The organism is Bradyrhizobium sp. YCK136, from assembly GCF_044570075.1.
Lineage (GTDB): Bacteria > Pseudomonadota > Alphaproteobacteria > Rhizobiales > Xanthobacteraceae > Bradyrhizobium > Bradyrhizobium diazoefficiens.
The window spans coordinates 3,740,790-3,767,626 of the sequence record NZ_CP172424.1 but is presented as its reverse complement, the minus strand read 5'-3'; the positions used below and the strand labels follow the sequence as shown (position 1 = coordinate 3,767,626).

General features: G+C 64.0%; 29 protein-coding genes and 2 pseudogenes. 9 read left to right on the top strand and 22 right to left on the bottom strand.

Annotation, left to right across the window (positions count from 1 at the left end; genetic code table 11):
• Window positions 1-4: 4 nt before the first annotated feature.
• The 8 genes from ACFLEY_RS17885 to ACFLEY_RS17850 all read right to left on the bottom strand — a co-directional run bounded on the left by ACFLEY_RS17885 (window position 5) and on the right by ACFLEY_RS17850 (window position 10,115).
• Window positions 5-958: a dihydrodipicolinate synthase family protein gene (locus tag ACFLEY_RS17885; RefSeq protein ID WP_211433888.1), complete on the bottom strand. Its 954-nt coding sequence runs from the start codon at window positions 956-958 to the stop codon at window positions 5-7.
• 104 nt (window positions 959-1,062) lie between these two features.
• Complete coding sequence (locus ACFLEY_RS17880; RefSeq protein WP_060912570.1) at window positions 1,063-1,941, bottom strand: SDR family oxidoreductase; 879 nt, start codon at window positions 1,939-1,941, stop codon at window positions 1,063-1,065.
• A gap of 124 nt (window positions 1,942-2,065) precedes the next feature.
• Window positions 2,066-2,926 carry a MaoC family dehydratase gene (locus ACFLEY_RS17875; RefSeq protein WP_060912571.1) on the bottom strand — a complete coding sequence of 287 codons (861 nt, stop codon included), beginning with the start codon at window positions 2,924-2,926 and terminating at the stop codon, window positions 2,066-2,068.
• Between the two features lie 222 nt (window positions 2,927-3,148).
• Window positions 3,149-3,538: a Zn-ribbon domain-containing OB-fold protein gene (locus ACFLEY_RS17870; RefSeq protein ID WP_011088090.1), complete on the bottom strand. Its 390-nt coding sequence runs from the start codon at window positions 3,536-3,538 to the stop codon at window positions 3,149-3,151.
• A complete protein-coding gene (locus ACFLEY_RS17865; RefSeq protein ID WP_060912572.1) occupies window positions 3,538-4,695 on the bottom strand; it encodes a thiolase domain-containing protein in 1,158 nt (385 codons plus the stop codon). Before ACFLEY_RS17865 ends, ACFLEY_RS17870 begins: the two co-directional genes overlap by 1 nt.
• 147 nt (window positions 4,696-4,842) lie before the next feature.
• Entirely contained in the window at window positions 4,843-5,205 is a 363-nt protein-coding gene (locus ACFLEY_RS17860; RefSeq protein WP_060912573.1) for a hypothetical protein, read from the bottom strand.
• A gap of 201 nt (window positions 5,206-5,406) precedes the next feature.
• Window positions 5,407-6,420: a hypothetical protein gene (locus ACFLEY_RS17855; RefSeq protein ID WP_249163106.1), complete on the bottom strand. Its 1,014-nt coding sequence runs from the start codon at window positions 6,418-6,420 to the stop codon at window positions 5,407-5,409.
• Window positions 6,421-6,623: 203 nt separating this feature from the next.
• Window positions 6,624-10,115, bottom strand: a complete 3,492-nt coding sequence (locus ACFLEY_RS17850; RefSeq protein WP_060912575.1) for an indolepyruvate ferredoxin oxidoreductase family protein — start codon at window positions 10,113-10,115, stop codon at window positions 6,624-6,626.
• A 293-nt stretch (window positions 10,116-10,408) separates the two neighbouring features.
• On the opposite strand from ACFLEY_RS17850, the gene ACFLEY_RS17845 reads away from it, so the two are divergent.
• Window positions 10,409-11,629: a cytochrome c gene (locus ACFLEY_RS17845; RefSeq protein WP_060912576.1), complete on the top strand. Its 1,221-nt coding sequence runs from the start codon at window positions 10,409-10,411 to the stop codon at window positions 11,627-11,629.
• A 91-nt stretch (window positions 11,630-11,720) separates the two neighbouring features.
• Here ACFLEY_RS17845 and ACFLEY_RS17840 read toward each other — a convergent pair whose 3' ends face one another.
• Window positions 11,721-12,362, bottom strand: coding sequence for a trimeric intracellular cation channel family protein (locus ACFLEY_RS17840; protein ID WP_011088096.1), 642 nt, complete (start codon window positions 12,360-12,362; stop codon window positions 11,721-11,723).
• 187 nt (window positions 12,363-12,549) lie between these two features.
• Here ACFLEY_RS17840 and ACFLEY_RS17835 point away from each other — a divergent pair, with 187 nt between their 5' ends.
• The gene (locus ACFLEY_RS17835) at window positions 12,550-12,951 is read left to right on the top strand and encodes a hypothetical protein (protein WP_060912577.1); all 402 of its coding nucleotides are present in this window, start codon (window positions 12,550-12,552) and stop codon (window positions 12,949-12,951) included.
• Between the two features lie 187 nt (window positions 12,952-13,138).
• Here ACFLEY_RS17835 and ACFLEY_RS17830 read toward each other — a convergent pair whose 3' ends face one another.
• The 3 genes from ACFLEY_RS17830 to ACFLEY_RS17820 form a co-directional block, all read right to left on the bottom strand.
• Window positions 13,139-13,948 carry an oxaloacetate decarboxylase gene (locus tag ACFLEY_RS17830; protein WP_060912578.1) on the bottom strand — a complete coding sequence of 270 codons (810 nt, stop codon included), beginning with the start codon at window positions 13,946-13,948 and terminating at the stop codon, window positions 13,139-13,141.
• A gap of 71 nt (window positions 13,949-14,019) precedes the next feature.
• Complete coding sequence (locus ACFLEY_RS17825; RefSeq protein WP_011088099.1) at window positions 14,020-14,370, bottom strand: antibiotic biosynthesis monooxygenase; 351 nt, start codon at window positions 14,368-14,370, stop codon at window positions 14,020-14,022.
• 28 nt (window positions 14,371-14,398) lie between these two features.
• A complete protein-coding gene (locus tag ACFLEY_RS17820) occupies window positions 14,399-14,707 on the bottom strand; it encodes an NIPSNAP family protein (RefSeq protein WP_060912579.1) in 309 nt (102 codons plus the stop codon).
• A gap of 195 nt (window positions 14,708-14,902) precedes the next feature.
• Between ACFLEY_RS17820 and ACFLEY_RS17815 the strand changes: the two genes are divergently transcribed.
• From ACFLEY_RS17815 to ACFLEY_RS17805, 3 genes are all read left to right on the top strand, one after another.
• Window positions 14,903-15,601 (top strand): ArsR family transcriptional regulator, encoded by a 699-nt coding sequence (locus ACFLEY_RS17815; protein WP_028171413.1) that lies wholly within the window; start codon window positions 14,903-14,905, stop codon window positions 15,599-15,601.
• Window positions 15,602-15,799: 198 nt separating this feature from the next.
• On the top strand, window positions 15,800-16,807 hold the full coding sequence (locus ACFLEY_RS17810) for an alpha/beta fold hydrolase (RefSeq protein WP_211433891.1): 1,008 nt from the start codon (window positions 15,800-15,802) through the stop codon (window positions 16,805-16,807).
• 285 nt (window positions 16,808-17,092) lie between these two features.
• A complete protein-coding gene (locus ACFLEY_RS17805; protein ID WP_008143062.1) occupies window positions 17,093-17,335 on the top strand; it encodes a GCG_CRPN prefix-to-repeats domain-containing protein in 243 nt (80 codons plus the stop codon).
• Between the two features lie 152 nt (window positions 17,336-17,487).
• Here ACFLEY_RS17805 and ACFLEY_RS17800 read toward each other — a convergent pair whose 3' ends face one another.
• Window positions 17,488-17,766 (bottom strand): twin-arginine translocation signal domain-containing protein, encoded by a 279-nt coding sequence (locus ACFLEY_RS17800; RefSeq protein WP_028171411.1) that lies wholly within the window; start codon window positions 17,764-17,766, stop codon window positions 17,488-17,490.
• Between the two features lie 107 nt (window positions 17,767-17,873).
• On the bottom strand, window positions 17,874-18,188 hold the full coding sequence (locus ACFLEY_RS17795; protein WP_060912581.1) for a hypothetical protein: 315 nt from the start codon (window positions 18,186-18,188) through the stop codon (window positions 17,874-17,876).
• Between the two features lie 129 nt (window positions 18,189-18,317).
• Between ACFLEY_RS17795 and ACFLEY_RS17790 the strand changes: the two genes are divergently transcribed.
• The gene (locus ACFLEY_RS17790; protein ID WP_211433892.1) at window positions 18,318-18,965 is read left to right on the top strand and encodes a glutathione S-transferase family protein; all 648 of its coding nucleotides are present in this window, start codon (window positions 18,318-18,320) and stop codon (window positions 18,963-18,965) included.
• Window positions 18,966-19,099: 134 nt separating this feature from the next.
• On the opposite strand, the gene ACFLEY_RS17785 is transcribed toward ACFLEY_RS17790, so the two are convergent.
• From ACFLEY_RS17785 to ACFLEY_RS17750, 8 genes and pseudogenes are all read right to left on the bottom strand, one after another.
• Window positions 19,100-19,831: a protein-L-isoaspartate(D-aspartate) O-methyltransferase gene (locus ACFLEY_RS17785; RefSeq protein WP_049832389.1), complete on the bottom strand. Its 732-nt coding sequence runs from the start codon at window positions 19,829-19,831 to the stop codon at window positions 19,100-19,102.
• A 107-nt stretch (window positions 19,832-19,938) separates the two neighbouring features.
• On the bottom strand, window positions 19,939-20,154 hold the full coding sequence (locus tag ACFLEY_RS17780) for a dodecin family protein (RefSeq protein ID WP_135178112.1): 216 nt from the start codon (window positions 20,152-20,154) through the stop codon (window positions 19,939-19,941).
• Between the two features lie 147 nt (window positions 20,155-20,301).
• Window positions 20,302-20,967: pseudogene (locus tag ACFLEY_RS17775) on the bottom strand (SulP family inorganic anion transporter); the annotation flags it as partial.
• 66 nt (window positions 20,968-21,033) lie between these two features.
• A complete protein-coding gene (locus ACFLEY_RS17770) occupies window positions 21,034-21,360 on the bottom strand; it encodes a GcrA family cell cycle regulator (protein WP_038967071.1) in 327 nt (108 codons plus the stop codon).
• 34 nt (window positions 21,361-21,394) lie between these two features.
• Window positions 21,395-21,577, bottom strand: coding sequence for a hypothetical protein (locus ACFLEY_RS17765; protein ID WP_060912583.1), 183 nt, complete (start codon window positions 21,575-21,577; stop codon window positions 21,395-21,397).
• Between the two features lie 119 nt (window positions 21,578-21,696).
• Entirely contained in the window at window positions 21,697-22,182 is a 486-nt protein-coding gene (locus ACFLEY_RS17760) for an adenosine-specific kinase (protein ID WP_011088110.1), read from the bottom strand.
• Window positions 22,183-22,342: 160 nt separating this feature from the next.
• Window positions 22,343-22,690 (bottom strand): hypothetical protein, encoded by a 348-nt coding sequence (locus tag ACFLEY_RS17755; RefSeq protein ID WP_011088111.1) that lies wholly within the window; start codon window positions 22,688-22,690, stop codon window positions 22,343-22,345.
• Between the two features lie 120 nt (window positions 22,691-22,810).
• Complete coding sequence (locus tag ACFLEY_RS17750; RefSeq protein ID WP_028171407.1) at window positions 22,811-24,343, bottom strand: acyl-CoA carboxylase subunit beta; 1,533 nt, start codon at window positions 24,341-24,343, stop codon at window positions 22,811-22,813.
• Between the two features lie 149 nt (window positions 24,344-24,492).
• Between ACFLEY_RS17750 and ACFLEY_RS17745 the strand changes: the two genes are divergently transcribed.
• From ACFLEY_RS17745 to ACFLEY_RS17735, 3 genes and pseudogenes are all read left to right on the top strand, one after another.
• Window positions 24,493-24,897 carry a DUF4260 domain-containing protein gene (locus ACFLEY_RS17745; protein ID WP_011088113.1) on the top strand — a complete coding sequence of 135 codons (405 nt, stop codon included), beginning with the start codon at window positions 24,493-24,495 and terminating at the stop codon, window positions 24,895-24,897.
• Window positions 24,898-25,061: 164 nt separating this feature from the next.
• A pseudogene (locus ACFLEY_RS17740) lies at window positions 25,062-25,659 on the top strand (hypothetical protein).
• A 70-nt stretch (window positions 25,660-25,729) separates the two neighbouring features.
• Complete coding sequence (locus ACFLEY_RS17735; RefSeq protein ID WP_396604704.1) at window positions 25,730-26,722, top strand: dienelactone hydrolase family protein; 993 nt, start codon at window positions 25,730-25,732, stop codon at window positions 26,720-26,722.
• Window positions 26,723-26,837 lie beyond the last annotated feature (115 nt).

Genomic DNA, 26,837 nt, shown 5'->3' with positions numbered 1-26,837 from the left:
TTACCTAACCTGCAGCGCTGGATTGCGGGCCAAGATTGGCGCGCTTGTCGACGCGGGCAACGCGCGCGAGCAGATACTCGACCTCCGCCTTCGCCGTCGCCGTGATGGTCGCGCCCGGCTTGCGCTGCGCGCTGGAGGCGATGATACCGCGCTTCTGCAGCACGTGTTTGCGCACCGCAAGGCCGGCCCCCGGCTGCTGCTCGTAACGGATCAGCGGCAGATGCGCGTCGAACAGATCATGCGCCGCATCGCGCTTGCCGGCCTTGGAGAGGTTCACGACGTCGATCAGAAGTTCGGGAAAAGCATAGCCGGTCATGGCGCCGTCAGCGCCGCGCTCCATCTCGAAATCCAGGAACGTGCCGCCATTGCCGCAGAGGATCGAGAGCGGGCGAAGCGAGCCGTCTTTCTGGAAGTTGCGCAGCGTCGTGATCTTCTCCAGGCCCGGCCAGTCCTCGTGCTTGAGCATCACGCAGTTCGGATTGTCCATGACGATCTTGCGGATCACCGCCGGCGTGAACACCACCTGCAGGGTCAGCGGATAGTCCTGGAGCACCCACGGCACGCCGGGGCCGATGGCTTCCGCCGCCTGCTTGAAATAGCCGACGATCTGGTCGTCGGTGCGAAGCGAGGGCGGCGGCGCGATCATCACGCCGGCCGCGCCTGCATCCATCGAGGCCTTCGCCAGCGAACGCATGGTGGCAAAGCCCGGCGCGGAGACGCCGACGATCACCTGCATCTTCTTGGCGCGCTTGACGAAGCGAACCGCGACCTGCTCGGCCTCGGCGGCATCGAGCTTCGGCGCCTCACCGAGGATGCCCAGCACCGTGACGCCATCGCAGCCGACCTCCTCGTAGAAATCCGTCAGGCGGTCGATCGAGCGCTCGTCGATCCGGCCGTCGTCGTGGAACGGCGTCGGCGCGATTGCGAAGGTGCCCTTGGCGTCGGCGGTCAGTTTCATCAGTCTCTCTCTTTCTCTGTCATTCCGGGGCGCGCGCAGCGCGAACCCGGAATCTCGAGGTTCCGGGTTCGGCTCTTCGAGCCGCCCCGGAACGACAACAACGGCTAAAACCGCCGCGCCCCCATCTTGATCTGCTCCTCGGAGAAGAAGATCTCCTTGGCATGATCGGCGATGTCCTGAGCATTCCAGCCCGAGTGCGGCGGTTTCCAGCCTTCCATTTCCATCATCCGCATTTCGCGCACGCCGCGGGGCCCGGACACGCCCAGCACCTTGCCGGTCTGGTCGCCCGACAAGTCGCTGACCATGTATAGCACGGCCGGCGCGATGCCGTCCGGCCCCAGCGCCGCCGAGGGGTTCTCCTTATAGCGGGGCAGGTCTGCGGTCATGCGGGTCAGGGCGCCCGGGGCCAGCGTCCAGATCCGGATGTTGTACTTGCGGCCCTCGATCGCCAGCACGTTGGACAGGCCCCAGATGCCGCCCTTGGCCGCGCCGTAATTGGTCTGCCCGAAATTGCCGATCAGCCCTGATGTCGAGGAGGTGTTGACGATGACGCCGCCACCGTTTTCCCGCATCCAGCGAAACACCGGCATGGTGCAACAAAAGGTACCCTTCAGGTGCACCTTGATGACCTTGTCCCAGTCGGATTCAGAGGCCTTGGCAAAGGTCTGGTCGCGCAAGATGCCGGCATTGTTGACGAGGATGTCGGCGCGGCCGAAATGCTTGATGGCGTCGTCGAACACCGACTGGCCGCCCTCCATGGTGGAGATGTCGGCGCCGTTGGCGACCGCCTTGCCGCCTTCCGCCTTGATCGCGTCCACCACAAGCTGCGCCATCGACTTGTCGGCGCCGGAGCCGTCGCGGGGGCCACCGAGGTCGTTGACGACGACGGATGCCCCTTCCCGCGCGAACAGTTTCGCGTAGGCCTCACCGAGCCCGCCGCCCGCACCGGTGATCAGCGCGACCTTGCCGTCGAGTAGTCCCATGGTGGCTTCTCCCTGTTTTATTATTGTCATTCCGGGGCAGCGCGCAGCGCTGAACCCGGAATCCGGAGATTGTAGCTCGAGATTCCGGGTTCGCGCTTCGCGCGCCCCGGAATGACGGAGGCAGCTAACCCAGCACCGTCTTGCCGTTCTTGATCACGGTGACGCCGCGCGACTTCACCTTGGCTTCGAACGAGATCGTGTTGCCGTCCTTCCAGAGGTCCATGGTCACGGTCTCGCCGGGATAGACCGGGGATGAGAACCGCGCGACGTGCTGGCGGAAGGCGGAGGCGTCGTAATCGGCATAAGTCTGGAGCACGCCGCGGCAGGTGATGCCGTAGGTGCACATGCCGTGCAGGATCGGGCGCGGGAAGCCGGCCTTCTTCGCAAACTCAGGATCTGAATGCAGCGGGTTGCGGTCGCCGCAGAGCCGATAGACCAGCGCCTGGTCGGGACGCGTGACGATGTCGATCGTCTTGTCGGGCGCGCGCGCCGGGATCTTGTGCGGATCGGGCTGGGTCAGGTTCGGCCCGCCAAAGCCGCCGTCGCCGCGAGCGAAGCGCGAAGCGACCAGCGTCGCCAGCTTCTCGCCCTTCCCGTTCTTCAGCACGGTCTGGTGGCTGATCACCACACCCTTGTCCTTGCCCTTGTCGTAGACCTCGAGCACGGAGGAATCGGCGGTGATGTTCGCGGCCACCGGCAGCGGCTGGTGAAAGGTGATGTCGCGCTCGCCATCGACCACCATCACGCGGTTGAGGTTCATCTCGCCCGGCCCCGAGCCCCACGCCGCGACGGAAGCAAAGGTCGGCACCACCTTCAGCGGCCGCGGCGTGAACGTGCCCTCGTTGACGAAGGCGAGTTCGTTCTCGTCCATCGGATCGGCACCGAGCCCGATGCCGTAGGCGTAGAGCATCACCTCGCGATCGGTGTAGGCGTATTTCTGGCCGATGTTCTTCAGGCCTTTGAGTTCTTCATATCTGGCGGACATTTTTTGGTTTCCTCCCGGCATTCTTAGCGAGCAGCGGCGCTCGTTAATGTGCCCTCTCCCCTTGTGGGAGAGGGCCACGAGAACCGTGCGGTAAACTCGTTTGGGTGAGGGGTTAGCTCCGCATCGAAAGTCTTTCCGCGGAGCGATACCCCTCATCCGGCGCTTCGCGCCACCTTCCCCCACAAGGGGGGAAGGAAGAATTCGTAGGATGGGTAGAGCGCCTCAGGCCGGCGTGAAGAACGGCAGCGGTGCGCCGTCGGTCGGCTTGAACACCACTCTCACCTTCTGGCCGATCTTCAGCTTCTCGAGATCGCAATCGACGAAATTGGTCTGCACCGAGGGGCCTTCCTTCAGCGTGACGTAGCCGATGGCGTAAGGGCCGGTCGGCGACTTCCGCATCAAGCTCCAGGTGTAGATCGTGCCCTCGCCCGAAGCCTCCTCCCACACCGTCTTGTCGGAGTAGCAGAACGGGCAGATCGAGCGCGGGAAGTAGTGCGCTTCGCCGCACGCGGTGCAGCGCTTGATCATGAACTTGCCCTGCTTGGCTGCGTCCCAAAACGCGGCGGTCTCGGGGTTCGTCACCGGGGCCGGATACTTTTTCGCTTCACTCATCACACGCGCTCCAGAATGGCCGTCGAGGCGGCGTGGCGAACGCCCAGAAGGCCGCCGGTGCCGTGGGCGATGGCGAGGTCGCAATTCTTGACCTGCACCTTCGGATGCGCTTCGCCGCGCAGCTGCCTGACGGCCTCGATGATCTTGGTCATGCCGCCGCGGTTGACGGGATGGTTGCTGCAGAGGCCGCCGCCGTCGGTGTTGAACGGCAGCTTGCCGACGCCCGAGATCAGATTGCCGTCGGCGACGAATTTTCCGCCCTCGCCCTTCTTGCAGAAGCCGAGGTCCTCGAGCTGCATCAAGACGGTGATGGTGAAGCTGTCGTAGATCGAGGCGTATTTGATGTCCTTCGGCGTGATGCCGGCTTCCTCGAACGCGCGCGGGCCGGACCAGATGCCCGCGGAGTATGTGAGATCGAGATCCTTGCCGCCGCGCGGTCCCTTCATCGCCTCGCCATGGCCGATCAGCTTGACCAGCGGCTTCTTCAGGCTCCTGGCGATCTCGGGCGTGGTCACGATCAGCGCGCCGCCGCCGTCGGAGACGACGCAGCAATCCATGCGATGCAAGGGATCGGAGATCATCGGCGAGTTCAAGACGTCCTCGACCGTGACGACGTCCTTGAGCATTGCATGCGGATTGTATTGCGCGTGGTGCGAGGCCGCGACCTTGATCCAGGCGAGCTGCTCGCTGGTGGTGCCATAGTCGTGCATGTGGCGCATGGCACACATGCCATAGGCATTATGCGTAGTCGCGCCGTAAGCGGACTCGAAATCGGCTTCCGCGCCGGCCGCGCGCGGCGGCATCACGCCGGTGCGCGGTTTCCCGGCGAGCGTGATCAGCGCGATCGAGCACTTGCCCGCCGCGATGGCTTCAGCGGCATGGCCGAGATGGATGATGTAGGAACAGCCGCCGGTCTCTGTGGAATCAACGTGGCGGAGCTTCTTGGTGTTCAGGCCGAGATAATCGACCATCGGCCAAGCGCCGCCGGGTGCGTCGCCCGCGCAGAAATAGCCGTCGACATCGTCCTTGCTGAGCCCGGCATCCTCGATCGCACCCTTGGCGACCTCGGCGTGGAGCTGGGCGGTGGATTTGTCCGGCGCATGCCGGGTCGGGTGTTCGTAGATCCCGGCAATGTAGGCCTTGCCCTTGATGGTCAAAACAGAGGTCTCCGCTCGCGTTTCTTATTGCCCCGTTTTTCTGAACCGCACTGGCCCGGTTGGCAAGCGCGGAAATATTCCGTCGGGCGAGAGGGCAGCGGGTTGGCGCAAGTGGGCGATATTGCCCCGCCGTCGATCACAGCCCCGTCAATGGTGGATCTCTAGAACAATGATCGGCATCGGCGCCGTGCCGCTCCAAGCGGTCGCGACGTAGCAGTAACTGTCAGGATAGTCGTCGAGACTGAAGCAATCAGCGTCCCGGGCTATCAGCCGCCCCTTCACCTCGGTCTTCCAGAACGAAAAGCGGTCGGCGGCCGATATCCATCGCAACGGCTTTCCAACGTCCGCGACCACGAAACTCGCACCGTCCCACAGAAGCAGCTCGATCTCAGCCGCGCCCACTCTTTGGTCAGGCCGGACATCCAACAGACCTTCGCTGTTCCAAAGCTCGGTAAGCGGCAGGCACGTCACGATGCGCCAAGCAAAATCCATATTCAACCACAGGTCCATTTCAGCGCGGACAGCCTCACGTCGCTGCTCCAGCCAGGCAGAATCCTAAAGGTGTTTTGCCCGACGGCACAAGCGATTTTCGTTTTATCGAAAGAACCCGTTGTACGAAAACAACCCCATGCACAGTAGAACGACGATTGATATCAAACAGGAAATCGCGAGGGGGATCTGCCTAACCCAACCGACGTCCCTCTCCTGCGATCAAGCCGCGCTCGGACGCGCGCGATAGCGGAACGCGGTCACCGCGGCCAGGATCAGGCCGAAGACGAGAAAGACCGCGCCGCCCTTCACGCCAAAACTGTTCTGGTATTGGGCTTCGGCTGCGTCATCGACGATCAAAGGCCGCGCATCCAGCCTGCCTGAGAGATAGCGGATCCTGGTCTGCCTGACCGTCTGGACGCCGTTCCGCGTGATCTGCCGCCAGAAGGCAGGGCTGATGTGGGTCGGCCCGTAGCTTTGCTGTTGTCCGCTCTTGTCGGTCCACGCCAGGGTAACGAGATAGCTCGGCGCGTCGCCGGCTTTGTTCACTTCACCGTAGGCACGCGTAATATCGGCGGTGGCCTCATCGCCGTGGTCGAGGATCTCCTTCAACGTGCTTTGCTCGAAATAGGAGGTCACCAGCATGTAGCCGCCGAACGGAAGCATTACGGCGGTCAAGATCCCGAGGATGAAAGGAAAGGGCCGCCGCGATCCGGCGGCGATTGCGGCGCTTCCCGGCCCGCTTCGACGCGCCGACCATGCCTGCCATCCGATCACGAGCACCAGGATCACGGCGCAGATACCTGCTCCCGCCGCCATAAATCTGGACGTGGACCGGATATGGCTCAGATGATCGTCGATATCCTCGACGATCACCGGAAGCGATGAATCATCGTCAACAGCCTGAATGGGGACCGTCAGGAGCTTGAGCTGATTGCCAACCGTGATGCGCGCCGCATAGGCGGCGCTGACCGCGATGCCCTTGCGCTCGCGCTGAACGCCGTCCTTTCCGATCCATTGCAATCCGATCGACAGATTTTCGTCGACATAGCGGGGCCAGAACCCGTCGAACACGAACGGGAATCGCGTCGAGACGACTTCAGCGGACGTGATCTTGCCCGTGGTGCCGTAGCCATCACGCATGACACGTTCGATATCATGCTGATTCCAGTACATCCCCAACGTCGCCAATACACCAACAGCGACCAGTAAAATCAAGACACCGCGCAATGACATCGATCGTCGCTCCGCATAGCGCACGACCGCATCACCCGCCGCGCGCCACTATCGCAAGTTGCTGATATCGCGCGGTCACAACCCTTGTCAAACGTAGGTCTTGTAGGGTGGGCAAAGCGAAGTGTGCCCACCTCTTGTGACTCAATCCTGGTGAGTTGGTGGGCACGGCGCTTCGCGCCTTTGCCCACCCTACGGGACTTGCCCTACTCCGCCGCGATCTGCCGTGGCGCGGGCGGCGGGCTCGCCAAGTCCGCGGCGAGCTGGGCGTAGCGGGCCTTGGCGTCAGCGACGGCCTTCTCCTTCACCGGGCCGTAGCCGCGGATGCGGTCGGGCAGCGAGAGCAACTCCACCGCGGTGTCGATCGTGAGCGGCGACAACAGGCCGAGCACGGTGGCGACGTCCTTTTCGTAGCCCACGATCAAGTCGCGCTCGAGCTTGCGGTCGGCGCTGCGGCCGAAGATGTCGAGCGGGGTGCCGCGCAGGAACTTGAACTTCGCCAGCACGAGGAAGACCTTCAGCATCCACGGGCCGAAGGCGCGCTTCTTCGGGCGGCCCAGGGCATCGACGCCGGACGCCAGGATCGGCGGCGCGAGATTGAAGCTGAACTTGAAATCGCCCTCGAACTGGTCGCGGAGCTGCTGCTCGAAGGCGCCGTCGGTGAAGAGGCGCGCGACTTCGTATTCGTCCTTGTAGGCCAGCAGCTTGGCGTAGTTCACCGCGACCGCGCGCGGCAGCGCGTCGTCATAACCGCCTTGCCTCGCGGCATCGCGAACCTGATCGACCAGCTTGCGATAGCGTTTTGCCAGGCGGCCGTTCTGATAGGCGGTCAGATGCTTGGCGCGATGCTCGACGATCTCGTCGAGCGTCATCGCATCCAGCGTCTTGGGTGCGACAACCTCGCCCGTTCCCTTCAGCATGCCCGCAAGACGCTCGGGATCGGCGACCGCGAGGCGACCGAGGCGGAAGGCTTCCTTGTTCATCTTGATCGCGACGCCATTGACCTCGATCGCCTGCTCGATCGACTCGGCCGCCAGCGGGAAGAGCCCCTTCTGATAGGCGTAGCCCATCATCATCATGTTGGTAGCGATGCTGTCACCGAGCAGCTGCTCGGCGGGCTTGGTGAAGTCGAAGAAGACGGAGTCCTTGTGCAGTGCCGTCTCCAGCAATCCGTTCAGCTTGCGCGTCTGGAAGTTGAAGTCGCGGTTGAGGACGAAGTCGGCGGTGGGAATGACGTGGCTGTTGATGATGCCGCGGGTGCGGCTGCTGTCGCAGAGCGAGATGGTGTCCTTGGCGACCGCGACCACCTCGTCGGCAGCGAGGACGAGATCGGCCGTGCCGGTGACGATGCGCGAGCACGTTACCTCAGCCGGATGATCGGACAGGCGGACATGGCTCAGCACCGCCCCGCCCTTCTGCGCGAGGCCCGACATGTCGAGGATCATCGAGGCCTTGCCCTCGATGTGGGCGGCCATGCCGAGCAGCGCGCCGATGGTGAGCACGCCGGTGCCGCCGACACCGCCGACGGCGATGTTGTAGGGCTTGTCGAGCGTCGGGCGCGAGGCCGGCTCGGGCAGCGCGCCGATCTCTTCAAGCTCGGCCGGCGCACGGTGGCGCGGCGCGCCGCCGTCGACGGTGACGAAGGACGGGCAGAAGCCCTTCACGCAGGAATAGTCCTTGTTGCAGGACGACTGGTTGATGGCGCGCTTGCGGCCGAACTCGGTCTCCAGCGGCTCGACCGAGATGCAGTTCGACTGCACCGAGCAGTCGCCGCAGCCTTCGCAGACGGCCGGGTTGATCATGACACGACGCGCCGGATCCTCCATCAGGCCGCGCTTGCGGCGGCGGCGCTTTTCGGCGGCGCAGGTCTGCACGAACACGATCGCCGAGGTGCCCTTGTACTCGCGGCACATCTTCATGACGTTGTCGAGTTCGTCGCGGTGATACTTCTTCACGCCGGGCGCGATGGTGTCGGCGGGATAGGTGTCGGGCGCCTCCGAGACCAGATAGATCTCGCGGATGCCCTCGGCGTGGAGCTGGAAGGTGATCTGCTGCGGCGAGAGATCGCCGTCATGGCGCTGGCCGCCGGTCATGGCCACCGCGTCGTTGTAGAGGATCTTGTAGGTGATGTTGGTCTTGGAGGCGACCGCCTGACGGATGGCGAGCAGACCGGAGTGGAAATAGGTGCCGTCGCCGAGGTTGGCGAAGATGTGGTTCTCGTTGGTGAAGGGCGCGATGCCGACCCACGGCACGCCCTCGCCGCCCATATGCGTGAACGTCTCGGTCGAACGGTCCATCCACAGCGCCATGAAGTGACAGCCGATGCCGGCAAGCGCGCGGCTACCTTCGGGGACCTTGGTCGAGGTGTTGTGGGGACAGCCGGAGCAGAAATACGGGGTGCGGGAGACAGGCGCGGTCGCCTGCATCTGGGTGGCCTGGCGGCCGTTGAACCAGTCGGCCTTGACGCGGAGCATCTCCGCGATCTCTGGGTTGAGATTAAGTCGGAGAAGGCGCTCGGTGATCGAGGTCGCAAGCGAGGCGACGCTGAGCTCGGCGGCAAAGGTCAGGAAGCGCTTGTCGTGCTCGTCCATCTTGCCGACGATGCGCGGGCGGACGTCGTCGCGCCAGTTGAACAGCTCCTGCTTGACCTGGTTCTCGACGATCTCGCGCCGCTCTTCGATGATGAAAATCTCTTCGAGCCCGACCGCGAACTGGCGCACGCCTTCCGGCTCCAGCGGCCAGGGCATGCCGATCTTGTAGAGACGGAGACCGATCTTGGCGGCGACCTCCTCGGTGACCCCGAGCTCGCGCAGCGCCTGCCGCACGTCCTCATAGCTCTTGCCTGAGGCCATGATGCCGAAGCGCGCGTTCGGCGAATCCATGGTGACGCGGTTGACCCTGTTGGCGCGCGCGAAGGCGATCGCGGCAAAGCCCTTGTAGTCCTGGAGGCGGCGGTCCTGCTCGAAGCGGTCGTCGGGCCAGCGCAGATTGAGGCCGCCGGGCGGCAGCTCGAAATCGGGCGGGATGATGAAGGGCTTCATCTCGTCGGTGAGGTCGATCTCGGCGGTGGTCTCCACCGTCTCCGTGATCACCTTCATGCCGACCCAGCAGCCCGAGTAGCGCGACATCGCGATCCCGAGCAGGCCCATCTCGATCATCTCGTGGATGCTGGACGGGTAGAGATACGGCATCAGCGCCGACATGAAGGCGTGGTCGGACTGATGCGGGACGGTCGAGGATTTTGCGCCGTGGTCGTCGCCGGCCAGACACAGCACACCGCCGTTCTTGGCCGAGCCCGCGGCATTGCCGTGGCGGAACACGTCGCCGCAGCGATCGACGCCGGGGCCCTTGCCGTACCAGATGCCGACCACACCGTCATACTTGGCGCCGGGCGAGAGATTGAGCTGCTGCGAGCCCCAGACGGCGGTCGCGGCCAGGTCCTCGTTCACGCCGGGCTGGAACTTGATGTTGTACTGCTCGAGATGCTTTCGCGCCGCAAAGAGCTGCTGGTCGTAGCCGCCGAGCGGCGAGCCGCGATAGCCGGAGATGAAGCCCGCGGTGTTGAGGCCATTGGCGCGGTCGCGCCGGATCTGGGCCATGGGCAGGCGAACCAGGGCCTGGATGCCCGTGGTGAAGACGTGTCCGGTGTCCTGGGTGTATTTTTGATCGAGACTGATCGGACCCTGGTTGATTCCCATGCTGTCCTCTTTCCACGCCCTGTTCAGGTCTTTGTCACTCAACGTCGCTTAAGCCGTTGCCTGCCCGTTGTTTTTAGCTAGGGCGCGCCGACCATCTCCGCCACTCTATGTCGGATATTTAACGCTCCGCACCACAAATCTGGACCAAAGCGAGCGCCAGGTAAAAATCGCAATTTCGTGGCTGCAAAGGCATCAGGCATTTTCAATTTGTGTCACCATACCCCCGCCGTCGCGAAATGAATTCATGCCCCCGTCACGCAGGCGACGTCGATTGGTCGCAGGAAAGGCTCTCGATGCGGACGATTCTGGCTGGCCTGGCTGTGGGTTTGGCGTTGTGCAGTGCGGTTGCAGGCGCGGCCCTCGCCGCCGAACCGTCGCCGGAGCTGATCGCCTATGGCAAGACGCTGGTCGAGGCCGGCGACTGCGCGGGCTGCCACACCGCCGATCCGGCCAAGCCGTTCGCGGGCGGAAAGCGCATCGACACGCCCTTCGGCGCGATCTATGCGCCGAACCTGACGCCCGACCGAGACACCGGCATCGGCGCCTGGGCGGATGCCGATTTCACCCGCGCCCTCCGCTATGGCGTCGCGCCCGACGGCTCGAACTACTATCCGGCCTTCCCCTATCCCTACTTCACGAAGATGACGAAGGACGACACGCTGGCGATCCGGGCCTATCTCGGCACGCTCGCGCCCGTCGTGAGCCGCAACAAGCCGCCGGAGTTGCGCTGGCCGTTCGGTTACCGCGGCCTGATGCGGATCTGGAATGCCATGTATTTCAAGCCCGGCCTGTTCGAGCCGGACCAGAGCCAGAGCGCGGCGTGGAATCGCGGCGGCTATCTCGTCACCGGGCTCGGCCATTGCGGCGCCTGCCATACGCCGAAGAACTATTTTAGCGCGGACAAGCAGGCGCAGGCATTCGCCGGCAACGAGATCGGCGGCTGGTACGCCCCAAGGCTCGATGGCGCGCCGCGCACCGGGCTGAAGTCGTGGAGCGTGGAGGACATCGCCGAATATCTGCAGAGCGGCCGCAATGCCAAGAGCCATGCCGACGGGCTGATGGCGGAGGTGGTGGTCAACTCGACCTCGAAGATGAGCGACGCCGATGCGCGCGCGATCGCGGTCTACCTGAAGGGCCTGCCGCCGGCGCGGCGCGAGACGATCGTGACGCCGCCTGACGAAGCCGAGATGAAGGCCGGCCAGGCGGTCTATGCCAAGCTCTGCATCGCCTGCCACGAAGCCGATGGCACGGGAGCGCCGCGCATCTATCCGCCGCTGCCCGCCAACGCGCTGCTGCAATCGGTCAATCCGTCCTCGACGTTGCGCATCATCCTCGACGGCGCTCGCACCCTGACCACGCCGCGCGCGCCCAACACCGGCGAGATGCCGGCCTATGCCAAGCAATTGTCCGACGGGGAGATCGCGGCGGTGACGAACTACATCCGCAATTCCTGGGGCAATTCGGGCCCGCTGGTGACGCCGGCGCAGGTGGCCAAGGCGCGGAAGCAACCGTAGCCAGCTCTCTCTCCCGTCATTGCGAGCGCAGCGAAGCAATCCAGAGTCCCTCCGCGGAAAGATCCTGGATTGCTTCGCGAGGTGGATGGAGCTACCGCTCATCCTCCTTGAACACGAATTTCGGCATCTCCCATTTGTAGCGCACCGCGAGCAGGCGGAAGCTGATGCCGAGGATGAAGGTCAGGATCGTCCAGAGCTCGGCGTTGAGATTGAGGCCGAAGGCCGTCGCGTAGAACAGCCCCGTCACCACGGAGACGCTGGCGTAGAGCTCGGAGCGAAACAAGAGCGGCACGTCGTTGCAGAGCACGTCGCGCAACACGCCGCCGGCGCAGCCCGTCACCATGCCCGAGACGATGACGATCGGCAGCGAGACATCCATCTGCCAGGCGATGTCGCAGCCGGTCATGGTGAAGACGACGAGGCCGATGGCATCGAGCACGATGAAGGCGAGCTGAAGCCGGTGCACGAGGCGCGCGAACAGGATGGTCAGCAGCGCTGCAGCGCCAGGGAGCACGAGATAGATCGGGTTCGCGACCCAGGCGAGCGGATAGTGGCCGAGAAACAGGTCGCGCAGCGTGCCGCCGCCGAGCGCGGTAATGCTGCCGAGCATGCAGACGCCGACATAGTCCATGCTGCGCCGCCCCGCAGCAAGCGCCGCGGTCATGCCCTGCGCCGTCAAGGCAACAAACGCCAGAAGATGCAGCACGCTATCGCTTGGCGGCAGGCTCCACATCGCTTTGTTCCCTTATTCGCCGTGGAACTTACGTCCGCTGTTCCAGGATGAACAAGGGGTCCATCCGGAATGAGCAGGTTCCCGATTCCCGACGCGGGGGCAACATGCGACGAAAGCATCAGAGGGGGCGGAACAGAATCTCGCATCTATGGGTTGTCCAGCCGCCATAATCGAGGAGACCCAATCGATGGCTGACGACCGTTTTCCCAACGATCCGTATCGCCCGAATCTCGCCGATGATGAGTATCTCCGTGCGGCGCGACGGGATGCCGACCTTCAGGTCGACCCCGAGCTGGGCGAAGGCCCCGCCTCCAGCGGCAAGGTCGCACTGTTTGCCGTGGCTGTCGCCCTGGTGCTGGGCGCCGTGTTCTACGGCTTGAACAACACGACCACCGGCAACCAGGCGAGCAACGAGCCGGCGAAGCAGACGGCCCAGCAGGCTCCGCCGGCCAATCCAGCGGCGCCTCCCGGCATGCGCGACGTGACGCCGCGCAACAACACCGCGCCGGGCGTGACCACGGGTGCTGCGCCGAGCAAGCCGGCCGCGCCGGATCCGGCCGCACCGTCTAACGGCGGCAAGTCGCAGTAACTTCGCGAATGTCATCGCGTAATGCACAACTGTCGTCGCCCGGCTCGACCGGGCGATCCAGTACTCCGAGACGGTCGTGGTTGAATAGATAAACTGCGACGTACTGGATGCCCCGCCTGCGCGGGGCATGACACCGAGAGGATAAGAAAGCGGCGGGATCTCACATCCCGCCGCCTTTCGTTTGGCTCTAGCTGAACATCTTGTTGAGCTCGCCGCCGGGATAGCCGCTGCCGAGCTCGGTGAAGGTCCCCTTCTCGGCCATCTCCTTTGCCGCGCGCATGAAGCCGCCCCACGCGGCGCGGGCGAGCGAGCCGCCGACGCTGATCCGGCGCACGCCGAGATCTTCGGCCTCCTGCAAGGACAAGCCGGAACCGCCGATCAAGAGGTTGAACGGCTTCGGTGCGACAGCCTTGACCACCGCGGCGATGTCCTCGCGGCTCTTCAGGCCCGGCGCGTAGAGGCAGTCGGCGCCGGCATCCGCGTAGGCGCTCAGCCGGTCGATGACGAGCTTGAGGTCGGTCACGCCCCACAGATAGGCCTCGCAGCGGCCGACCAGCAGCGTGCCGCTGTCGCCGATCGCCTTGCGCGAGGCCATGATGCGCTCGACCGCGAGCGCGCGATCGTAGAGCGGCCTGTCCTTGTCGCCGGTGGAATCCTCGATCGACAGGCCGGCGACGCCGGTACGCACACAGCGCTCGACATTGTCAGCGACCTTGTCCGGCTCGACCGCAAAGCCGCCCTCGAAATCCGCATTCACGGGAATGTCGACCGCCGAGCTCAATGCTGCCAGATGCTGACAGACGTCCTCGACGGTGACGTGGTTGTCGGCCTTGCCGATGGTCCACGCAAAGCCCGCGCTCGATGACGCAATCGCCTTGAAACCGAGATGCTGCAACGCCTTGGCGCTGCCGACATCGACCGGATTGGGCAGAATGAAGCAGCCGCTCTCGTGCACCTTCCTGAAGGTCGCGCGCTTGTCCGCGGTCGTCACGTGCATGTTTCTCTCCCTTGTTGGCCGCGCAGACATAGGCACGCATTCAGGGCAGCGCCAGTGCGCGCCCGAACGCGCTAGTGCGCATCGTGCACGGCGCGACTGTCCTTCGGCGCCTCGTCGCGATCGTTCATGCCGTAGTCCCTGATGACGCTGGCGATGCGCAGATGATAGTCGGCAAAGATCTGTGCCCTGCCCTTGGCCTGGGTGCGCCGGTGCTCCATCGTATTGCGCCAGGCCTGCACGGCTGCCTCATCCCGCCAGAACGACACCGACAGGATCTTGCCTTTCTCGGTCAGGCTCTCGAAACGCTCGACCGAGATGAAGCCGTCGATGGTTTGCAGGATCGGCTTCAGATCGGCTGCAAGGTCGAAATAGGTCTGGCGATGCTCGGGCTTGGGCCAGACCTCGAAGATCACGGCGATCATGGGCGTCTTCTGCTGACGGTGTCGTGGCCTACAATACCACCTTGCGCAGGAAGGTGCGCTCTTCGGCGAGGATGAACTTGTGTTCCTCGGCGAAATGAAAGTTCGCCATGCCTTCCGCATCCTGGCGCAGCCGGGCGCGGTAGGCCTCGTAGGCGGCCAGGCTCTCGAAGGTGATCAGTGCGAAGGCGATGTTGTTGGTACCCTCGTGCGGCATGAAATAGCCGATCAGGTCGCCGCCGCATTTCGGAATGATAGTGAGCCAGCGCTTCGAGTATTCCTCGAACGGCGCGCGCTTGAACGGATCGAGCTGGTAGCGGATGAAGACGGTGACGGACATGTAAGGCTCCTGTGTTTCCACCTCGTCATTGCGAGCGCAGCGAAGCAATCCAGGAATCTCTCCGCGGAGACAGCCTGGATTGCTTCGTCGCCAGTGCAAAATTGCTTCGCAATTTTGTCACGGGCTCCTCGCAATGACGACTTGGTGAGAGCCTACGCGCTTGCCCGACCGCAATGCTTCGGCTACCATCGAAGCATGAAATCAGGACCCGACATCGCCATGGTCGCTTCGCTGGTCGGCGACCCCGCCCGCGCCAACATGCTCACGGCGCTGATGAACGGACGCGCGCTGACCGCGAGCGAGCTCGCGCAGGAGGCCGGCATCACGCCGCAGACGGCGAGCTCGCACCTTTCGAAGCTCGAGGCCGGCGGGCTGGTCGAGCCGGAGAAGCAGGGCCGGCACCGCTACTACCGCCTCACCGACGACGACGTCGCCGGCGTGCTCGAAGGGCTTGCGGGCCTCGCCGCGCGCACCGGCCACATGCGCGTGCGCACGGGACCGAAGGATCCGGCGCTGCGGCGCGCGCGCATCTGCTACGATCATCTCGCCGGCGATCTCGGCGTGCAGATGCTCGACACCATGCGCGAGCGAAACCTGGTCAGGCAGAAGAAACAGGACATCGAGCTGACCGCCGAGGGCGAACGCTTCCTCGCCAAACATTTGCAGATCTCGCCCGACATGCTCGCCCATCCGCGCCGGCCGGTGTGCAAGGCCTGCCTGGACTGGAGCGAGCGGCGCCACCATCTCGCCGGCACGCTGGGCGCCACCATGATGCAGCGCTTCACCGAGCTGAAATGGGCCGCGCGCGACGCCACGCCCGGCAGCCGCGTGGTGAATTTCACCCGCACCGGCGAGAAACAGTTTGCCGCGCTGTTCGGGAATGGGAAGGACTGATCACGCCGGAAGCGTGACGGCACACAATCGCGTGTTAGCTCTCACTCTCGTCATGGCCGGGCTTGACCCGGCTGTTCACAGGTTTACTGGCACCGTCATTCCGGGATGGTCCGAAGGACCAGGCCCGGAATCTCGAGATTCCGGGTTCGCGTCTTCGACGCGCCCCGGAATGACGTTCTGCAAAAGCCAGAGAGCCCAATGATCCGCTTCCTCCCGGCCGCGCTTGCCGCCGCCTTCCTCGCCGCCCCTCTTGCCGCATACGCCGTCGACACCACACCACGCGAGCCTTACGGCATCGCGCTCGAAGGCTTCGCCTATCCCTATCCCGTGCACCTGCTGCCTGTTGTCAACGACGGCGAGCAGCTCAGCATGGCCTACATGGACGTGGCGCCTCAGCAACCGAACGGCCGCACCGTGGTGCTGCTGCACGGGCGCAATTTCCCGTCGAGCTACTGGGCGCCCGTCATCAAGATGCTCAGCGAGGCCGGATTCCGCGTCGTGGTGCCGGACCAGATCGGCTTCGGCAAATCCTCCAAGCCGCAAGGCGAGCTGCATTTCGACACGCTGGCGCGCAACACCATCGCGCTGCTCGATCACCTCAAGATCGACAAGGCCGAGGTTGTCGCGCATTCGCTCGGCGGCATGCTGGGCGTGCGCATCGCCCGCGCTTATCCCGACAGGGTCGCCCACCTCGTGCTGACCGCGCCGATCGGGCTGGAGGACTACCGCCTCTACGTGCCGCCGACGCCGACCGAGAAGATGATCGAGAGCGAGGACAAGCTGACGGCCGAGGGCTATCGCAAGCAGCTCCAGACCAATTACGCGATCAAGCTGCCGCCGGATGCAATCACGCCGTTCATCGACGCCCGCTTCAACATCAAGGGCAGCCCCGACTATCCGCGCTGGCTGCGCGCCTTCGTGAGCTCCGGGCAGATGATCTATCGCGAGCCGGTCGCGCACGAGGTCGCGCTGATCACCGAGCCGACGCTGTTCATCATGGGCGCCGACGACCACAACGCACCGGGCCGGCCGAACGCACCGGAAGCGCTGCGCGCGAAGATGGGGCAGAACGCCGAGCTCGCGAAGGCGTTTGCTGCGAAGATGCCGAATGCGCGGGCCGAGGTGATTCCCGACACCGGCCATCTCGTCTTCCTGGAAGCGCCGGAGAAGTACCGGGAGCTGGTGCTCGGCTTTCTCGGCCGGTAGAGCGTTTTCGAGCAAAGTGGATACCGGTTCGCGTAGCGTCAAAACAAAGAACCTGGAGGCCCGTTTCGATTCCATCGGAACGGGCCGCTGGCGCCATTGCTGTCGCCCGAAGCCGTATGCGGACAACGTTCATGCCGCATTCAGGTCATGATTGGCAGGTTTGGATCGCGACGTGTCGGCACGTTTCTCCCCAGATTTAACGTGTCGAATCGTGTCTTTTGATTCATTGTGCGCCGCAAGCGCGCTGCCCAAACATTCTGTCCCGAGGACGAGAAGGAAGTTCAAATGAAATATCTCTTCGCCGCCGTCATGCTCGCCAGCGCTGTCGTCGGTTTCAGCGAAGCGGCCAGCGCCGCCGGCGGTTGCGGCCCGGGCTGGTATCGCGGCCCCTATGGCGGCTGCCGTCCGATGGCCGGGCGCCCGCCGGTTGTCGTCGTGGCGCCCCGCCCCGCGCCGGTCGTGGTCGTGCGTCCGCGCGTGTGCCCCTATGGCTTCCGCTGGTACGCCGGCCGTTGCCGGCCGTTCTGATCTCGTCCTTTCGCATCGCGAATGGCCGCGCGGCGACAGCCTGCGCGGCCATTTTCTTTTCAGCGCTCTGCAGCACATCGGCTTGCAGGAGCGCCGAATCAAAACGGGGATCGCGAACCGCGATCCCCGTCCAGGCCTCGACGGCCGGGCGCTTACCAGTGGCGGCGATGCCAGCGCCGGCGACGCCAGCCCCAGTGGCGGTGGCGCCAGCCCCAGTGATGGCCACGACCGTGCCAGTGCACCTGCTCGGGCTTGAGCTGCGCGGCTTCATCGCTGCTGGTGACCGCCGGATGAGCATCCGGATTGCCTTGCGGCATACGGGGATCACCGAGCGGCTGCGGCGCCAGCGGCGCGGCCTGCGCGGCGGCGGTGAACGCGGCAGCTCCCGCCGCGGCACCGAATGCAAGTTTCAAAAAATTGCGGCGTTCCATGACATCTTCCTCTCAGGCACGCGTTGATGATGCCGAGCAAGTGTCGGGCCTGCGATATGAACTGCGGCTGAATCGTCCGTTCAGATTCGTTGCAAAGGCGACAGGAACTACTTCGCAAATTCCTGCGCCAGCACCAGCGTCTCGCGCGCCCGTTTCACGTCGGGCCAGTCGCGGTTGAAATCGGCGACGAGCTTTTTCAGCGCGTCACCTCTAAGCATCGCCGCGAGCTTGGCCTCGTCGTCGAACTGATACATGGCCTGATGCAGGGAGGGATCGTCCAGGCTCAAGAACCGCCAGGCCTTGGCTACGCCGAACGCCGTCACCGCGTCGGGCAGGTGCGCGGTCTCGTACCATGTGTCGAAGGCGGCACGCTTGCTGGCGTCGGTGACGGTGGCGCGGACGACGAAGAAGGCGGATGGCATCGACTCTCTCCTGTTGTTTTGGGGCAAGACTAACCGCTCAAGTCGCCGGCGACAAAAAGAATTGACACCGGTGTCGGAACGCACGTCCCTCGCCCGTCCTATGCCTTGAGCAGCACTGGGAGACACCGCATGGCCGACCTCACCCTTACCACTTTCGACTGGGTTCCCGAGATGCCCAGGGGTTTCGTGCGCGACCTCCGTGTGCGCTGGGCTCTCGAAGAGGCCGCGTTACCGTACCGCGTCGCGAGCGTGCCGTTCGGCCCGCGGGACGCCGCGCATTTCGCGCACCAGCCCTTCGGCCAGGTGCCGTGGCTGACCGACGGCGACCTCTCGATCTTCGAGAGCGGCGCGATCCTGCTGCATCTGGGTGAGCTCAGCCCGGCATTGATGCCCACCGATCCGCGCGGCCGCAGCGACACGGTCGAATGGATGTTCGCGGCGCTCAATTCGGTGGAGATGCCGGCCCTGCCGTGGACGCTGTTCAAGTTCACCGGCAGTGACGATGGCTCACCTGCCGTGAAGTTCGTCGACGACTTCCTCAAGCTCCGCCTCAAGCACATGGAGCCGGTGCTCGCCGGCCGCGAATGGCTGGCGGGCTCCTTCTCCGTCGCCGACATCCTGATGTCGGACGTGCTGCGCGTCGTCGATCGCTTCGATGGGTTGGCGGCACATCCGGCTTGCCGCGACTACGTCGCGCGCGCCACGGGCCGCCCGGCCTTCGCCAAGGCCCGCGCCGACCAGATGGCGCATTTTGCTGCGGCGGATGAGGCACGCTAACGCAGACGGATTAGCGAAGCGCAATCCGCCAATGTCCGCCTCAACAAAATTGGTGGGTTACGCCCAGCGAACTGCGCTTCGCGCAGTCGCAAGGCTCACCCACCCTACGCGCTCAACCTGTTCCACCCTGGCTTCTAGTTCTGCGAACGCGTAAACGGGACAAACCGCACGAGGGCGACGGCGCGCGTCGTCGTCTTGCCAGGAGCGATTTTTTCGACGACCGTGAGCTGCTGGGTGCCGTAACCGGGGCCCACCGGCATGACGAGTCGGCCACCTACTTTAAGCTGCTCGATCAGCGGCGGCGGTGGCTCCCCGAGCGCGGCAGTCACGACGACTGCGTCAAAAGGACCACATTCGGGCCAGCCATCGTAGCCATCGCCAAGCCTGACGCTCACGTTGTCATACGCGAGGTCCCTTAGTGTTTTCGCGGCGGTCTCGGCCAATTGCGGGATGATCTCGATGCTGCAGACCTTTCGCGCGAGCTGCGCGAGGATGGCGGCCTGGTAGCCCGAACCGGTACCGACTTCGAGCACAACGTGATCGGGCGCGACCTCGGCCAACTGGGTCATCAAGGCCACAATGTACGGCTGCGATATGGTCTGGCCGAGGCCGATTGGTATCGGTCTATCGGCGTATGCGATAGAGCAAGATTGCTCAGGGATGAACAGGTGGCGTTTCGTTTGCGCCATGGCCTCAAGGACCTTCTCCGACAGGCCTTGCTGTCCCAAAACACCGGCAGCGGACCGGGCGTAGGCCCGGATGGCCTCGACCATGGCGGCGCGTTCGCGGACGCATTGTGCGTCCTGTGCGGTCGCTTCCCACGCGACGACACCCATGGCGACCACGAGCAGTGGCAAGACCTTCATGATCGTGCGCTCTCCAAGAGGGACACAATTCACGTCGACCGTTTGAGCGCTAACCCTGCGCGTAAGATCCGACCTCGCCCCGCATGCGAGGCGAGGTTTGCTTAAGCTCAGGTGCCCTCGAACTTGAACGACACGTTGAGTTTAGCGCGATAGGCCTCTACTTTTCCTTTGGCGTCCAGCTGAATATCGAGCTTGACGACCTCTGCGACACGAAGGTCACGAAGAGATTTTGCAGCCTGCTCGACCGCGTTGGCGGCGGCCTTTTCCCAGGAATCGTTGCTGGTGCCGATCAGTTCTATGACCTTGTAGACGCTCTCAGGCATGTCGTCCTCCCGTTCGGTATGAAGCAGGAAGCAGGTGCTCCCTGCCACAGTCGAGCCTAGCACGATATCGGCGCTGAAAGGACGCCACGATCGCAGGGCGCACCAAGGTCCATCGAGACTAGGCTTTGGCTCGGTCCTCGCAGTCCTCCCAAGATCCAGCGCGCCCGCGACGGCCATTGCCCCGACGACGGCAATCAGAATGCCTGGCAGCCGCTTGTTGCTCTCGAGCAGAAGGATCACCGTCAGCGTGCCGAGCCCGAGCCCAAGGGCTACCCAGCTTGTCTTTCCTTCGGTGATTGCACCGGCGATCGCCCACAGGCTCCGCAGAGGTCCTTCGCTTTCGATCGTAAAGCCGAACAGCTTTGGCAGTTGACTGATCAATACGGTCAATGCAATTCCGTTCATGTAACCGTGGCGTATGGGCTTGGAGAGAAGTTCGGTTACAAAGCCCAGGCGTAGAATGCCTGCCAGAATACATGCCGTGCCGGAAACGATTGCCATCATGCCGGCCAAGGTTATGGCGCGCATGGGATCGCCACCCGACAACACCCACGATACAATGGCTGCCAGAGCCGAGTCTGGTCCCAGGACGAGGATGCGGCTTGGACCGAACAGCGCGTAAGCGAGGAGCGCTGTGATCGTTGCGTATGGACCCTAGATACCGGGCAAGCCCAACGCCTCCGCATAGGCAATGCCAACCGGGACCAGCATTGTCGCCAATACGAATCCAGCGAAGATATCGTACGAATGCCACTTCCCTTGATATCGACGAAGGGTGCCAAGACCTGGCAACCAGCGGGTCCAATGATCCATTGCCCCTCCCAACCCGGTCGGACTCGGCTCATTGAGCCCGCGCCGCAACAACGTCGCGGTAGCCCGTTAGCCCGTATTCCTGACCGCTTCAGCTAGCATGGCGTAAAGCTGGTGCTTGCTGAATTCCTTGGGCTGCTTGTTTGTTGTCTTCCGCGACACCTTCTTGGCTGCCGGTTGGGCACAGGCAACCAACAACGCCGGCTCTCGCTTCCGGACCGACCTTATCTTGGGTTTTGCTGTTGGCGGCTTGTGGCCACGCGTCAGGCCCAAGCGAGTTAGCCTGCCGCAGACAGCGTTACGGCTACACCCGAGACGGCGCGCGATCTGCGCGGCACTCTGTCCTTGGACCCAGAGTTTTTTGAGCAGCGCTACGTCTTTCGCATCCCAACTCATGGGAGATATTGTACGCCAACTGCCATCCACTTTTCTAGTCTTCGTCCGGCTCGCGTACGACCGCCGGTTCGTCGTCGTCCCCCTCCTCTTCTCCCTCCTCGTCCTCGTCCTCTTCATCGTCATCAGGATCCCGGGGCGGCATCTTGCTGCCCTTGATCACAAAGCGACTCCAATCCATCAAGCCGGTGGGAAATTCTTCGGGGGTGTTTTGCTTCATGGTGTTGCTCCTCGGGTCTGGAGCTTGAGAGCGCCGGTGATTAATGTGCCGGGCATCTTGCGGTTGTGGGTTCGACGGTCTTGTCGATGCAGGCCCGCCGCTTCGGCTGCATCCAGCCACTACAGCTTGTAGCCGATCTTTCGCAGCAGGTCTTTCCGCCACGCAATGTCCTCGTCGGTTTCGACACCCAGCGGTGAGGCGCCATCCACCACCCCGAGCACGCCGCAGCCCTGCTCCGTTTGCGCGACGATCACTTGTGTGGGGTTGGCCGTCGCGCAGTAGATGCGGCAGACCTCCGGCGCCGCACGCACCGCAGCCAGCACGTTGACTGGAAAGAATCCGTCGCCCAGGAAGATCAGGAATGTATGGCCGGCGCCGATGGCCATTGCGTTGTCGCGTGCAAGCGCGATCGCGGCTTCGTCGTTCCCCGACCAGCGCACCAGCCGCTTGCCGGAGGCCTCGCAGAAGGCCAGCCCGAAGCGGATCCCCGGAACTGCGCCCACCAGCGCCTCATGGAGGTCTTCCACAGTCTTGATGAAATGCGACTGGCCGAAGATGAAGTTGGTTGCGTCCGGCTTGACGATCGGCACCACGGTGAGTTCCATGGCTGCACTCCTTCAAGGTCCCAACGTTGTTCATGGTAGGCCACCAGAAGGTAATTGCAAGCGGCCAGAGACAGCCGATTTCGCGCCGGAAGCCACTGGCAGCGAAGCAAGGAACGGGCGAAGCTGGGGCAGTGAACAAAGGTGCCGAACGGCCGGCGCGTCACACCAGCTTCATCGGCGCATCGGCAACCACGCGCAGGTCGATCCTGCCGATCAGCCGAGATCGAAGCGCCTCCGCATCACCGATCGCGCTCTCCGTCTGCCGCAACGTGCTGACATTCGAGCCAAGTGACACGATCCCGCCCAGCACCAGAGCGATCGATCCGAGCGCGGCGGTCTGACCTGTCCCAAACAGGCCGAGGATCGCGACCAACAGCAGCGCGCCCCCGCCGCCGATGGCGATCTTGGACGCGAGAATGTACTTCCGGCACCGCTCGGCAATCTCGGCGAGCCGCTCGATCCGATCTTCGATCTGTGAAATTTCGTCGGTCGGATCGTGTTCGGTCATCGGATCTTGATCGAGGATGCCAAATCAGTAGCGTAGCCAGTAGCCCGCGTGAGCGAAGCGACATGCGGGACTCTTGAGTGGAAAACCGGATGTCGCTTCGCTCATCCAGGCTACGAGATCTCACAACGGCAAATTGTCGTGCTTCTTCGCCGGCATTTCCACCTTCTTGTCCTTCAGCATCGCCAGCGCCCGCGCGATGCGCCGGCGGGTCGAGTGCGGCATGATGACGTCGTCGATGTAGCCGCGCTCCGCCGCAATGAACGGTGACAGGAAGCGGTCTTCGTATTCCTTCGTTCGCGCCGCGATCTTGTCGGGGTCGCCGATATCGCCGCGGAAGATGATCTCGACCGCGCCCTTGGCGCCCATCACGGCGATCTGGGCGGTCGGCCAGGCGTAGTTCATGTCGGCGCCGATTTCCTTGGACGCCATGACGTCGAAGGCGCCGCCATAGGCCTTGCGGGTGATGATGGTCACCAGCGGCACAGTGCACTGCGAATAGGCGAACAGAAGTTTCGCGCCGTGCTTGATCAGGCCGCCATATTCCTGCGCGGTGCCCGGCAGGAAGCCCGGCACGTCGACGAAGGTGACGATCGGGATGTTGAAGGCATCACAAAAGCGGACGAAGCGCGCGGCCTTGCGCGAGGCGTCGCTGTCGAGCACGCCGGCCAGCACCATCGGCTGGTTGGCGACGAAGCCGACGGTGCGGCCCGCGATGCGGCCGAAGCCGGTGACGATGTTCTTGGCGAAGGCTTCCGCGATCTCGAAGAAATCGCCCTCGTCCACGACCTTGAGGATCAGTTCCTTCATGTCGTAGGGCTTGTTCGGATTGTCGGGGATCAGCGTGTCCAGCGACATGTCCACGCGGCCGATGTCGTCGAAGCTCGGCCATTCCGGCACGCCGTCGGTGTTGTTGGACGGCAGGAAGTCGATCAGGCGCCGCATCTGCAGAAGCGTCTCGACGTCGTTCTCGAAGGCGCCGTCGGCGATCGAGGAGCGCGTGGCGTGCACCGAGGCGCCGCCGAGCTCCTCGGCGGTGACGACTTCGTTGGTGACGGTCTTCACGACGTCGGGGCCCGTGACGAACATGTAGCTGGTGTTCTTCACCATGAAGATGAAGTCGGTCATGGCGGGCGAATAGACGTCGCCGCCGGCGCAGGGACCCATGATGACGGAGATCTGCGGGATCACGCCGGAGGCCAGCACGTTGCGGCGGAACACGTAGGAATAGCCGGCGAGCGCGGCGACGCCTTCCTGGATGCGGGCACCGCCCGCGTCGTAGAGGCCGATGATGGGCGCCCGCGCCTTCATCGCCATGTCCTGGAGTTTCGTAATTTTCAGCGCATGGGTTTCAGAGAGCGACCCGCCGAACACCGTAAAATCCTTGGCAAAGACAAACGTCTTGCGGCCATTGACGGTGCCCCAGCCGGTGACGACGCCGTCGCCGGGCACCTTGGTCTTCTCCATGCCGAACTCGGTGGAGCGGTGCTCGACGAACATGTCGAACTCCTCGAACGATCCCTTGTCGAGCAGGAGCTCGATGCGCTCGCGCGCGGTCAGCTTGCCGCGGGCGTGCTGCGCCTCGATGCGCTTCTCCCCGCCGCCGAGCTTTGCGCCGGCACGACGATCTTCAAGGGCGTCCAGGATATGTTTCATTTGCTCCCGCCAGTTCTTAGCCTAAATGCGATTGCCGGGGGTTCTAACACGGCATTTTGCGGGCCGGGAAGCGGCTTTCGGGCCCGCAGGGCTGCCTTGCCGCAGCGGGAAAGCGCAAGGAATTACAGAGTTTTGCCTGGGAGGCGACGATGGACCAAGGAACGGCCGAGACCGGCACTGTGACGGGCGGTGTCAACATCCTGCTGCGGCTGGAGGGCCTGACGCTGTTTGCAGGCATGGTGGTGCTCTACTGGGCCTGGGACGGCTCCTGGCTCGTCTTTGCCCTGCTCTTTTTCGTCCCCGATCTGAGCTTCCTGGCATACCTCTCGGGCGCCAGGTTCGGCGCGCTGGTCTACAACGCCGCCCACAGCTACATGGCGCCGGTGGCGCTGCTGACGCTGGGCTTCGGCCTCGCCTCGCCGCTCACCTTGTCCATCGCCTTGATCTGGCTGGCCCATATCGGCATAGACCGGGCGCTGGGCTATGGCCTGAAATATTCAGCCGGGTTCGGCTTTACCCATCTCGGGCGGATTGGCCGGCAGAAGGACGCCTGATCCCGCGCGCGACTTGGCGGCGGGAGGGTCGATTTTGTCCGTGCTGGTCGGTTGACCCGGCGCGGCGATTCAGGCTTGCTCCAGGCTTACGATCAGGCGCCGAATGTTGCGTGAGCCCAGTCGGTACGGCGGCGGTCCTCACGTCTGACTGCAAGCATCACCTCATGTCCGCGACGGTCGTCCCCCTGCCGCCGAACTCGTCGTCCGAAACCGTCGACTTCCTGCGGCGCATGGCCAGCATGGTGTCAGGGCGGAACGGCGAGATGCTGCTGCGTGCCGCAAGCCTGATCGAGTCCCTGACGCAGCGGGCGATGTCAGCCGAGCGGCTCTATCATCAGCAGCATGAAGAGAACAGACGCCATGTCGAGCTGCGCGAAGCCGGCCGAGCTTGCCTCCGACGCCATGGTCAGCCAGATCGAGGCGCTGCGGGCGCAGTTGACCGAGGTGACGGCGGCTGCGGCGGCCGAGCGTGCGGCGTTCGATGCCGAGCGCGGCAAGCTGCTCGGCCTGATGCAGGACGCGGAAAGCCACATCGGGAAGCTCAGCACCGAGCTGGAGACGCTGCGCGCCTCCGTCGACAGCTTCAACGAGACCGCGGTCTCCGTGCCGATCGAGGTGCTGCGGCTGGCGCGGACGCAGTTCGACTATCTCTCCAGCGGCTTTGCCAGAAGCGGCGACGTGATCTCGCAGGCCATGAGCGAGATCGGCGGCTTTGCCATCGACCAGGCGCTGACGACCAACAAGACGGCCGAAAAGGCCTGAGGCCGCCGCGCGCCAAATTGACAGCGCGCGGGCCTGTTGTTCTACTACAAAAAAAATCAGGGAGAATCCGATGCCGTGGGCATTCCGCGCCGCTGCCGCGCCCATCGCGCTTTGCGTCTCAGCCGCGTTCGCCAACGCGCAATCCCTTCCCAGGGAAGTCGCCACCCGCGCCGAGATCTACCCGATCCCCTCGCTCACCCTCTCCGACCAGCAATTTTTGAGCGGCGATGCGGCCGCCGGCAAGGCGGTGACGGTTGCCGGCGAATTCCGCGTTGCGCAGGGCACCGGCAAGCTCCCGGTCGTGGTGCTGATGCACGGCTCCAGCGGCGTCGGCGCCACCACGGAAGCCTGGGTCCACGCCTTCAACGCCATGGGCATCTCGACCTTCGTGATCGACGGCTTTACCGGCCGCGGACTGACGGTGGTCGGACCGAACCAGGCCCTGCTCGGCCGGCTCAACCTGATCGTCGACATCTACCGCTCGCTCGAGATTCTGGCGAAGCATCCCCGCGTCGACCCCGACCGCATCGTGCTGATGGGCTTTTCGCGCGGCGGACAGGCAACGCTCTATGCGAGCCTCGACCGCTTCAACAAGCTCTGGAACAAGTCCGGCATCCAGTTCGCCGCCTACATCCCGTTCTATCCGGATTGCTCGACGAGCTACGCCGGCGATACCGAGGTCGCGGCACGCCCGATCCGCATCTTCCACGGCACGCCTGATGACTACAACCCCGTGAAGAGCTGCAAGGCCTTCGTCGAGCGGCTCAGGACCGCCGGGCGCGACGTGGTGCTGACCGAATACCCCGATAGTGCGCACGGCTTCGACAGCGGCCTGCTCGGGGTCGCCACCGTGGCTGTCTCCGCCAACGCGCAGACCGTGCGCAATTGCCAGATCAGGGAAGGCGACGGCGGCGTGCTGATGAACGCCAGCACGCAAGCGCCCTTCACCTACAAGGATTCCTGCGTCGAGCTCAATCCGCATGTCGGCGGCAATCCCGCAACCGCCGTGGAGTCGCGCAAGGCTGTGGAGGAATTTTTGCAGGCGCTGTTCAGGCTGGGCTGAGAGGGTCTGGTCCGCACGCGATACCGTAGGGTGGGCAAAGCGAAGCGTGCCCACCAACTACAGGTGACCGTATCGAGAGATGGTGGGCACGGCGCTACGCGCCTTTGCCCACCCT